The sequence below is a fragment of the Sodalis-like endosymbiont of Proechinophthirus fluctus genome (assembly GCF_001602625.1).
Taxonomy (GTDB): domain Bacteria; phylum Pseudomonadota; class Gammaproteobacteria; order Enterobacterales; family Enterobacteriaceae.
Genome location: NZ_LECR01000010.1, coordinates 63,799 through 73,933, shown reverse-complemented (window position 1 = coordinate 73,933; position 10,135 = coordinate 63,799). Strand labels below are relative to the sequence as shown.

Below are 10,135 nucleotides of genomic sequence, written 5' to 3'. Positions count from 1 at the left end.
TCTACCCTCTAACCAGCAAAACAATCGGCAAAACGAGACTGTCATCGAAAATTCCATTAGCGCTTAAGGTCAAACCCGGCAGCTTGGTGGGTGTCTGGCCGCATGGACCTTATTACGGATGGCGCCATAAAATTACAAATCATCCACGACACTGTAGGTCGGATTGCACATCGTCCGCAGCGCTCGAGGACAAGCCGCGCATCACCCGCGGCGATCTAGGACTTCAAAGCAGTAGCTGTAGATATTTTTTTCGTCGGCGTCATGGAATTCGCTGAAGGTAGATTGCCATTCATCTGGCTCATAGTCGGGAAACCAGGTATCACCACCCACTTCCGCATCGATATGGGTCAGATAGAGTCGCCCTGCCTGCGGCAAAAAAGTCTCGTAGACTTTCCCGCCGCCGATCACCATCACTTCTGCCACTATACCTGCTGCAGCCTGTGCCTGCGCCTGCGTTGACACCCAGGTCACGTTGTCGTTATCGCCGGGACAGCTACTCAGCACAATATTGTGCCTCCCCGACAGCGGCATACCAATGGACTCAAACGTTCGGCGCCCCATGATAACTGGTTTGTTGAGCGTGTTACGCTTAAACCAGGCCAGATCTGCGGAAAGATACCAGGGCATGGTATTTTCCATTCCAATCACACGATCTACCGCTAGGGCGGCAATTAGGCTAATAATCATAAAAATCCTTACAGGCAACAAAATTGTTAACACTATACGGAAAGAGATCTGGGGCGTCGATAGCTGGTTTTGTAAGGCGTGATAAATTTCAAAAATACTTAAAAGTGCCGCGCCAATAGAAGGAAATCGATTAAAATCGAGCAAGAAAGCCATAAAAAAGGATGTTTTCTCACCTTTTTTGGCACCATTACACCCGGATTCAGCCGTTGATTTGCACGTGCATTTCCTACACCAAAATCACTTGGGCGGTAGCATCACCATTGAGGGACATCGCGGTAGAAAACCCATCGTTCAGCGTTGTGTCGTAATGCACTTTTACTGCAAGACGCTGTGCCGGATGAGTTTGGAATCATCAATCGCCTGGATCGGCCGGCGGGTAGTATTAACGATATAGTTGTATTCGCCGATTTTAATCCGGTCTTGAATATACGCCGTCCATCATAGATTTTATTCACTAGACGCAGATTGATACCATCCTTGCCCAGGATCACCGCCGTGCCGTAGGTGGTATCCAGCTCAAAGCTATGTTTCAGCAGCTTAGTCGCCAAGTCTACCTCAGGTCTTTGTCATCTTCACGCACTGACAGCAGCGCGCGCGATTGCCTTTCTTCATGTGCGACTGGCTTGCCGAGAATCGCCTTGGCAAATGCTTCAAGACGGTCCGGTCCAACGCCCATGACTTCGATAGCAGAGCGGATTTCCTGTCCCAGAATCGGGTCCACGCCGGGGAATTTATTAAACGGCAGTACCACTTCTTTCACTGAGTAGTAGGGAGGAATGCTTCGCGCGTGACTCCATGCTCACCAAGGATTTGCCGACAATCACTCTGGCGTCGACCTTCGCCAACGCCACGCCGGTGACCGTGGAAACAAACAGCACCATATACGCATACGCGCGGCGCGAGGGTTGACCTCTATGAGGTACACCTCATTATCATTCACCGTGAACTGGATTTTCATCAGCTCCCTGACCTACAGCTCAAACGCCAGTTTTTCCACCTGCTAGCGCATGACATCCTGAATTTCAAGGATCAGCGTATACGCCGGCAACCAACAGGCCGAGTCGACGGAGTGAACCTCAGTCTTCTCGATGTGCTCCATTATGTATGCCGCCAATCAGCACGTTTTCGCCGACGTAAACCACATCGACACCCATTTCCATCGCATCATCATCCAAGAACTGGTCAAGCAGCACTGGCTCAAAATAAAGACGGTTCGATGTGCCGTAATCGGCGGAAACCTTCTCTGGGTTACAGTTGACTATGATAGTCTCATAACTGTCTTCTCGCAGTGCTAACTAGGCGTGTACGCAGCAGTAGTCGAACTCAATACCCTATTCGGTGCTGACCACTTTACTGCCCAGTACCATGATTTTCTCGCGATTCTGATGAGGCTGGGATTTATATTTCTAGTACCAAGTGGCGAACTCAGTGGCTCAGGTAATCTACCCGCTTTCAGGTATTCACCTGCTTATAGACCAAGTGCAGGTTGTAGCTTTCGCGTAATTTGCGAATTTCCGCCTCTGCCACGCTCACCATAGCAGCCAGCCCCGCATCGGCGGAGCCCTAGCCCCGCATCGGCGGAGCCCTTGCGTTTCAACTGGCGCGGATAATCGGCGCTAATGGCGGTAACAATACCCTACTCCGCCACGTCGTTTTCCAGCTTAACCAGCTCCTCGATTTGCATAAGGAACCAGCGGCAGATTAGTCGGGTTGAACACGCTGTCCACCGACATGCTGGCGAGGAAAGCATCCGCCACATACCAAATACGCTCGCCTCTGGCGCGTCCTTCTGCTCGCGCCGCAGGATAGTCAACGCTTCAGGATCGTCGAGATTGACCTTGGATTTGATATTCTTTATCGGTCATTGCATTATCATCGAAGCCGCTGGCGCCTGCCGACTTCCATCCCACGCAGCGATTTTTGCAGAGACTCCTGCTGGATACGGCTGATAGCTATGACTTCATCCACCGATTTCATCTGTATGGTCAGACGATCGTTGGTGCCCATAAATTTCTCAAAGTTGAAGCGCGGAATTTTGGTCACGACATAGTCGATTGACAGCTCGAAGGAGGATGGCATGCAGCCGATGGTAATGTCGTTCATCAGCTCATCAGGGTATATACCCTACCGCCAACTTGGCGGCCACATTTGCGATGGGAAAGCCGGTGGTCGTATTGGACGCCAGCGCGGAGGAGAGGGAAATGTACGGGTTCATCTCGATAATGATAAGCCAGCCTGTTTTCGGATTGACTGAGAACTAACTAGACGTTTGCCAGTTTCGGCGCCTATTTCACGCAATGCCGCCATCGAGGCGTTATATATAATTTGATATTCTTTATCGGTCATTGCATTATCAAAGCAATGGCGGTTTTCCGCCATGTCGATCACGTCAGCGGTGGTGACAATCATCTCCACGACGAACGCTTTTAGTACCTCTTCACGCTCTAGCTTCAAGGTACATTTCAGCGCCGTCTTGGCTGCGCATGGTTGGCAAAACAGCGCATCCGGCCGCTCTTTTTCGATAATTTTTCGTACTACTTCCCAGTAAATAGGCTCGAAATAGGTTGCATCGGCTATACTGGTGCTGTGGTTAGTAATAATGGTGGCAGAGTTAGAAGTTACCAACACCACACGATAGCCCTATTCGCGCAGCAGAGCTTTGCACGCTTGTGTGCGGGAACAATCGAACTAGCACACCTGTCCGATAACGATCGGGCCAGCGCCCAGGATCAGGATACTGTATTATATTGGTACGTTTTGGCATTTCAGGCTCCTGATTGCGCTAAGTTGTAAGCGATAAGCGTTGATGAGCTCGATAAAATGGTCGAATAATGGGGTGGTTTTGTATGGGCCAGGGATGGCCTCGCTCGGGGTACCCTTGGAAGCTGAATGCCGGTTTGTCAGTACGGTGCAAGTCCTATAGCATGCCGTCAAACGGTGAGGCATAAGTTACAACATGGCAGGCAGCGTTTTCTTATCCACCGCGAAGCCGTAGTTCTAGGCAGTAATCATCACCAAGTAGTCGACCGCAAGATTTTTTACCGGATGTTGCCCGCCGTGGTGACCGAATTTCATCTTCACCGTCTTGGCGCCGCTGGCCGGCCCAGCGCCAGCAATTGGTGGCCCAGGCAAATGTCGAACAGCGAAATATCGGTGATAATGAAAGTTTTGATAGCGGTGATCGCGTAATCGCAGGGCGCCGGATCTTCCGGACCGATGGCTAGGAAAATGCCATCGGGATCCATCGCCAGCACCGTTATCAGCCGTCGTCTGCGTCGGCATAAACCGCCAAGCGGCAGCCGCGATCCACTAGTATGCGCATGCTATTGCACTTAATCCCGTAATCATAGGCAACCACATGATAAGTTCGCTGGCCTTGCGAAGCGCCAGCTACTCATTCGGACTATCACCAGCGATGATACAGCCGTTTGGCGCCCTTTTTTCCGCAATAGACACGTCAGCTTACGGGTATCGATATCGGCGATGCCGACAATATTCTGCTACTTCAAGTAGTCCGAGAGTGACGACAGCGTATCTCTAAATTTGCTGGCGATGAGTCGGCAGGTCGCGAATCACCAGCGCCTACACGCGAGGTGATTTGTTGTCTGCTCCATTAGTTAGTGCCGGCATTGCCGATATGGAGATAAGTGATGATAACGATTTGACAGAAATAAGAAGGATCAGTGAGAATTTCTTGATAACTAGTAAGTAACGTATTGAAAACTACTTCCCCTACCGCCGTGCCCTCTGCCCCATAGCCCGACCGTGGAATTGGGTTCTATCTTCCAGAAGCAGCAGCGCTGACCTTATAACAACACCGTAAAATTAATATTACGTTATTATATTTTATATATTAATTCATTCAAATGGTATGAATCGATGCAAAAATCACCTGTAAGGTAGAATTCTGGCAAATTGGGCACAATCTAAATGATGAACATGTACTTTTCTATCCTAAAAGGATTTTTTATCTGATTTCATCCACTTTAATGTTAATGATGGCATGAACGGCTTAAAAAGAGGATAAAAAAGCCCAGGAAAACGGCTGCTCGGCTATTTTAATAGCGTCGGGGGGCAATGGATACTCTTCCGTACCTTTTGGCGAAGAAAACCGCCCATCGCGCTGCATAATCCTACGTTTAATGATAAACATGGCCATTTAGGCATGAAATTAACTTAAGTAGAAAAAAAGAGAGAACTATGGCGCCTTTTACCATAATTATTCATTGTAAATAATCTATTAAAACGAATACGTCAGGCGATTAATTCAGATAAATTCCCTATAATTTGTCAAGATCAAGCACATTAACCATATCGTAAAGACCCTTTTTCTGATCGAAAAGCCAAACGGCGGCACGCACTGCTCCGCTGGCGAAAGTCATTCTGCTTGACGCTTTATGAGTTATCTCCAGACGCTCGCCGATCTTGGCGAACATTGCGGTATGCTCACCTACAATGTCGCCGGCCCGCACCGTGGCAAAGCCTATGCTTTTCGCTTTACGCTCACCGCTATTCCCTTCACGGCTATATACTGCGCAATGAGCAAGATCGCTCCCAAGAGCACCAGCGATCGTTTCTCCCATGGCCAGTGCGGTACCAGACGGGGCATCCACTTTATGGCGATGATGCGCTTCGATAATTTCAATATCCGCTTCCGCTCCCATCACCTGCGCCGTTTTTTCTAGCAGCTTCAGCATCAGATTGACGCCGACGCTAAAATTAGCAGCAAAAACGATGCCTGTCTCCTGTGCCGCCGCGTTAATGGTCTCTTTCTGCGCATTACTAAACCCCGTGGTGCCAATGACAATGCCTTTGCGATGCCGGCGGCAAAAATCCAGGTACGCCAGGCTGGCGTCGGGACGGGTAAAATCAATGAGGATATCAAAATCTTCTTTTATCGCCGTAAGATTGTCTCTTATCTTGATGCCCAAGGCGCTGGTACCGGCCAACTCACCGGCGTCCACCTCACACAATCCCGAACTGGCACGGCTTAACGCCGCGCCTAGCGTCGCCTGTTTCGACTGCACCACCGCCTGAATAAGTTGGCGCCCCATCCGGCCACCCGCGCCGGAAACCGCGATGCGGATTGTTGTGTTACTCATGGATCCTCTCACTTTTTATCTTGTCAGTTATTCTCAGGTTTAACCCGTTCCGGAGCGACGACGCGACGCCGCCAGCAGAAATCCGTAGTGATTATAAATTTGCACTCAGGCGTGCAAAGGATAAGCTACGCCGCATACAGACTACATTTTTGCGCCGAGCAAATTGAATATTTATAAAATGCGTATTTAAGCTTTCTATGTCGCGTAAGGCGACTACACTTAGCACTTATCAGGAAGCCAAAGATGAGGTCAGGATGGAGACATTTTATCGGTCAGGTACGTCCGGCGAGCGGGACAGCGCGCTACTACAGGTTGTCACTGGCACTATTGGCACGCCAACATACCGTTTCCAGTTCGCTTAATCCGCGCTGGCGAGGTGAACGCCGTTACGAAAGCACAAGGCAGGCAAGACGGCGATAGTGGCCTTATTCTACCATCTTTACGTCCTTTACGTCGACCCGCAGCTCTTTCGGCACTTCAAAGACAATATTTTCCTCGCGGCCGATAAGCTCTTGAGCGTCTTCGGCGCCCAGTGAGAATAGGCGTTCGATTACCTGCTGCACCAGGATATTCGGCGCCGAAGCGCCGGCGGTGACGCCGATTGTCTGTGTGCCCTGCAGCCAGCTTTCCTGAATGTCGCCGGCGCTGTCAATCAGATAGGCCGGCTTTCCGATTCGCTGGACCAGCTCCGCTAGCCGGTTGGAGTTAGAGGAGTTTTTCGAGCCGACCACCAGCACCACATCGGCATCGGTGGCCAGATTGCGCACCGCTTCCTGGCGGTTAGTGGTAGCGTAGCAAATATCGTCTTTGCGCGGCCCGATAATCGTGGGGAACCGCGTGCGCAGCGCGTCAATCACATCAGAGGTGTCATCTACCGACAGCGTCGTCTGGGTCATAAAGCACAGATTATCGACGTTTTTGACGTTAAGATGCCAGATATCCTCCGGCGATTCGACCAGATACATCGCGCCGTCTGGGTTGTTGTATTGCCCCATGGTGCCTTCCACTTCTGGATGACCTTTATGGCCAATCAGAATGGCCTCAGTCCCCTTACGGCTGGCTCGGGCGACCTCCATATGCACCTTGGTCACTAACGGGCAGGTAGCGTCAAACACGATCAAATCGCGGCCGCGCGCCTCTGCCCGTACCGCCTGGGAAACGCCGTGAGCGGAGAAAATCAGGATTGAGCCATCAGGCACTTCAGCGATTTGCTCAATGAAAATAGCCCCCTGCTGGCGCAGCGTATCGACTACGTAGCGATTATGTACCACTTCATGGCCCACATAAATGGGCGCGCCATAAATTTCCAGCGCGCGCTCAACGATACTGATTGCCCGATCAACACCAGCGCAAAATCCGCGCGGATTAGCCAGTAGTACACGCATCTTTCGCCTCCAGTTGCGGGTCAATTGCCAGTACTTCGATATCGAACTAAACTACTCTACCGGCGAAATGATGATTGAAGTCTACGGTGATAGAGCCTTCTACCACGTCGCTAATCAGCCCCAACATTTCGTTGCTGTTAATACCGGTAAACAGCATAATGATACCCATGTCAGGCACGCCGGTCTCAATGAAATTAAGGCGCGAATAAAACTAGATGAGATCGGGGTTGGGCAGACCGAACGCCAACTCCGGCGCCAAGGAGAAGTTTTTCCGTTCTCCTTCAAGTAGGCCGAGCAGTGCCTGCTCCAACCCGGCGGACAAGCTGCCGCCGTCCCCTCGAGCTGAAAAAGCGCCGGTTTATTCTCGCACTGGGTCGAATCGGCCAGTTGCCTGCCTGCTAATTTAAGATCAAAATGCAGCAATACTGCGTTGCCCGGTTGTACGGCATGATTAGTCATCAATTCACTCTTTCTGCCTGGTAGTTTTGTCAGCGGGACGACAAAAGCCATCCAGCGCGATCAGTACGGCACCAATGCAAATGCCTGTATCCGCCACGTTAAACGTGGGCCAGTGCCAATCGCTGACATAGAAATCAATAAAGTCGATCACCACGCTGTGCACCATCCGGTCAAAAAGATTGCCCAACGCGCCACCGATAATCATCGCGTAGGCGGTGTTAGACAGCCTAGCCCGCTTATTTGAACGATACATCATCACCATCAGTACCACCGCGATGATCACCGCTATAGAGGAGAACGCCCAGCGTTGCCATCCTCCTTTGTCCGCTAGGAAACTGAAGGCGGCGCCCGGATTATGGGCATAGGTAAAATTGATAAACGGGATAATCGGCACCGACTCGCCAAGCCAGAAATGTGCCATGACCCACTGTTTGCTGCCGAGATCCAGCACTAGAACCAACAGCGCCAGCCAAAACCAGCGTAGTCCCGTGGACATTATCGTTTTATTCATTAGACAAACTTACGCTCTTCGCCGGGGCCAGCCACATTGGTGACACAGCGACCACAAATTTCCGGATGATCGTCATGCTGACCTGTATTCGTCTCATAATGCCAGCAGCGCGGGCATTTTTCCCCTTCGGCTTTTGCCAAGGCAATCTTCAACTCTTTAAGCCCCTCACACTGCACCGCATCATCGCCGGCGTCGCCATAATCCGCTACGACCGCGCTTGAGGTCAGAAGCGCGAAGTAGAGTTCATCGCCCAATTCGCGCAGCAAGACAGCAAGGGCTGGTTCCGCATACAGAGTGACGTGGGCCTCCAGAGAACCGCCGATACGCTTGTCCGCCCGAGCCTGCTCAATAACCTTGTTGGTTTCGCTGCGTACCTGCAGAAAAGTTTGCCAATAAGCATCGTTCATCGGCTGGGTAGCATCCAGTCCGAACAGACCATCATACCACTCTTCGGTAAAGACATATTGCGCCCGTTCACCCGGCATAAAGCCCCAGATCTCATCAGCGGTGAACGACATAATGGGCGCCATCCAGCGCACTAGGGCCTCGATGATATGGTACAGCACGGTCTGGCAACTGTGGCGGGCGATACTGTCTGCTTTGGTGGTGTACTGGCGGTCCTTGATGATATCCAGGTAAAAAGAGCCCATCTCAACGGAACAGAACTGCATCATGCACTGCACGACATTATGGAAATCATAGCTGTCATAAGCAGCGACGATCTCCGCCTGCGCCGCCTGCGCCCGACCCACTGCCCAGCGGTCCAGCACCACCATCTGCTCCGCGCTGACGCTGTGGCGCGCCGGATCGAAACCATTCAGGTTGGCCAGCAGGAAACGCGCAGTGTTACGAATGCGGCGATAGGCGTCGGCGGATCGCTTGAGAATCTCACCGGACACCGCCATCTCGCCAGTATAATCGGTGGAGGCAACCCAGAGACGAAGGATATCCGCTCCTAGCTTATCCATAACCCGCTGCGGACTGACTACATTGCCCACCGATTTGGACATTTTTCGTCCCTGCCCATCGACAGTAAATCCGTGGGTCAACACCTGTCGATAGGGTGTCTTGCCGTGCATGGCGGTTGAGATCATCAGCGATGACATGAACCAGCCGCGATACTGGTCAGATCCTTCCAGGTACATGTCTAGCGCATGACCTTTAAATTCTGGCCGCACCGCCATCACGGAGGAGTGGGTGGAGCCGGAGTCGAACCAAACGTCGAGAGTATCCGGCACTTTGTGATAATGAGCGGCATCGTCACCTAAAATCTCAGCCGGTTCCAAATCCCACCAGGCCTGAATACCACCTTGCTCGACCCGCTGCGCTACCATTTCCATCAGTTCGATAGTGCGCGGATGCAACGCTTCGGTCTCGTTATGCATGAACAGTGCCATCGGCACGCCCCAGGTGCGCTGACGTGAAATACACCAGTCGGGACGGTTGGCGACCATGGTTTTAATGCGTGCCTGACCCCAGCCGGGGATCCACTGCACGTCTTTGATCTCTGCCAGCGACTGCTTGCGCAGGCCGCGCTGATCCATGCTAACGAACCACTGCGGCGTGGCGCGAAAGATAATCGGCGTTTTATGGCGCCAGCAGTGCGGATAGCTGTGCTGTATCCTTTCTGCGTGCAGTAAGGCACCACTGTCGCGAAGCAGGCTGATGACTACATCATCGGCTTTAAAGACCTGCAAATCGTCCAGCGCAGGCAGCGTACCTGGCAGATAGCAGCCATCGGGACCGACCGGATTAGCGACTTCCAGACTGTATTGCTGGCCGACGACGTAGTCTTCTGGGCCATGCCCTGGGGCTGTATGCACCGCCCCAGTACCCACGTCCAGCGTGACATGTTGACCCAGGATGACCGGCACATCGAAGCTCATGAACGGATGTCGGAACCGCAACAGCTCCAGCGAGCTGCCTTTGGTACTACCGAGCAGCGTCCAGCGCGTAATGCCAGCGCGCGCCATCACGCTATCAACCAGATC

6 protein-coding genes and 3 pseudogenes are annotated in these 10,135 nt (G+C 52.0%); 1 reads left to right on the top strand and 8 read right to left on the bottom strand.

Annotated elements, in window-relative coordinates:
• Positions 1-201: 201 nt before the first annotated feature.
• The 4 genes and pseudogenes from folA to dapB form a co-directional block, all read right to left on the bottom strand.
• Entirely contained in the window at positions 202-687 is a 486-nt protein-coding gene (gene folA, locus BG74_RS01465; protein ID WP_066596075.1) for a type 3 dihydrofolate reductase, read from the bottom strand.
• 226 nt (positions 688-913) lie between these two features.
• Positions 914-3,451: pseudogene (locus BG74_RS14690) on the bottom strand (carbamoyl phosphate synthase preATP-grasp domain-containing protein).
• A 29-nt stretch (positions 3,452-3,480) separates the two neighbouring features.
• Positions 3,481-4,497, bottom strand: a pseudogene (locus tag BG74_RS01455) (carbamoyl-phosphate synthase small subunit); the annotation flags it as partial.
• A gap of 470 nt (positions 4,498-4,967) precedes the next feature.
• Positions 4,968-5,789: a 4-hydroxy-tetrahydrodipicolinate reductase gene (dapB, locus tag BG74_RS01450; protein ID WP_066596068.1), complete on the bottom strand. Its 822-nt coding sequence runs from the start codon at positions 5,787-5,789 to the stop codon at positions 4,968-4,970.
• A 197-nt stretch (positions 5,790-5,986) separates the two neighbouring features.
• On the opposite strand from dapB, the gene BG74_RS12265 reads away from it, so the two are divergent.
• Positions 5,987-6,151 carry a hypothetical protein gene (locus BG74_RS12265; protein ID WP_187202485.1) on the top strand — a complete coding sequence of 55 codons (165 nt, stop codon included), beginning with the start codon at positions 5,987-5,989 and terminating at the stop codon, positions 6,149-6,151.
• Between the two features lie 63 nt (positions 6,152-6,214).
• On the opposite strand, the gene ispH is transcribed toward BG74_RS12265, so the two are convergent.
• From ispH to ileS, 4 genes and pseudogenes are all read right to left on the bottom strand, one after another.
• Positions 6,215-7,174 carry a 4-hydroxy-3-methylbut-2-enyl diphosphate reductase gene (ispH, locus tag BG74_RS01445; protein WP_066596065.1) on the bottom strand — a complete coding sequence of 320 codons (960 nt, stop codon included), beginning with the start codon at positions 7,172-7,174 and terminating at the stop codon, positions 6,215-6,217.
• Positions 7,155-7,633: pseudogene (fkpB, locus tag BG74_RS10015) on the bottom strand (FKBP-type peptidyl-prolyl cis-trans isomerase). Before fkpB ends, ispH begins: the two are co-directional and overlap by 20 nt.
• 4 nt (positions 7,634-7,637) lie before the next feature.
• Complete coding sequence (lspA, locus tag BG74_RS01435; protein ID WP_066596061.1) at positions 7,638-8,144, bottom strand: signal peptidase II; 507 nt, start codon at positions 8,142-8,144, stop codon at positions 7,638-7,640.
• Positions 8,144-10,135: isoleucine--tRNA ligase (gene ileS, locus BG74_RS01430; RefSeq protein ID WP_244267134.1), on the bottom strand; the 1,992-nt coding region annotated here is incomplete at its 5' end. The genes lspA and ileS, both read right to left, overlap by 1 nt.

What these genes read in the sequence shown, in the direction of transcription:
- folA (WP_066596075.1), bottom strand. Translation starts at nt 687, where the DNA reads ATGATTATTAGCCTAATTGCCGCCCTAGCGGTAGATCGTGTGATTGGA.
- dapB (WP_066596068.1), bottom strand. Translation starts at nt 5,789, where the DNA reads ATGAGTAACACAACAATCCGCATCGCGGTTTCCGGCGCGGGTGGCCGG.
- BG74_RS12265 (WP_187202485.1), top strand. Translation starts at nt 5,987, where the DNA reads ATGTCGCGTAAGGCGACTACACTTAGCACTTATCAGGAAGCCAAAGAT.
- ispH (WP_066596065.1), bottom strand. Translation starts at nt 7,174, where the DNA reads ATGCGTGTACTACTGGCTAATCCGCGCGGATTTTGCGCTGGTGTTGAT.
- lspA (WP_066596061.1), bottom strand. Translation starts at nt 8,144, where the DNA reads ATGAATAAAACGATAATGTCCACGGGACTACGCTGGTTTTGGCTGGCG.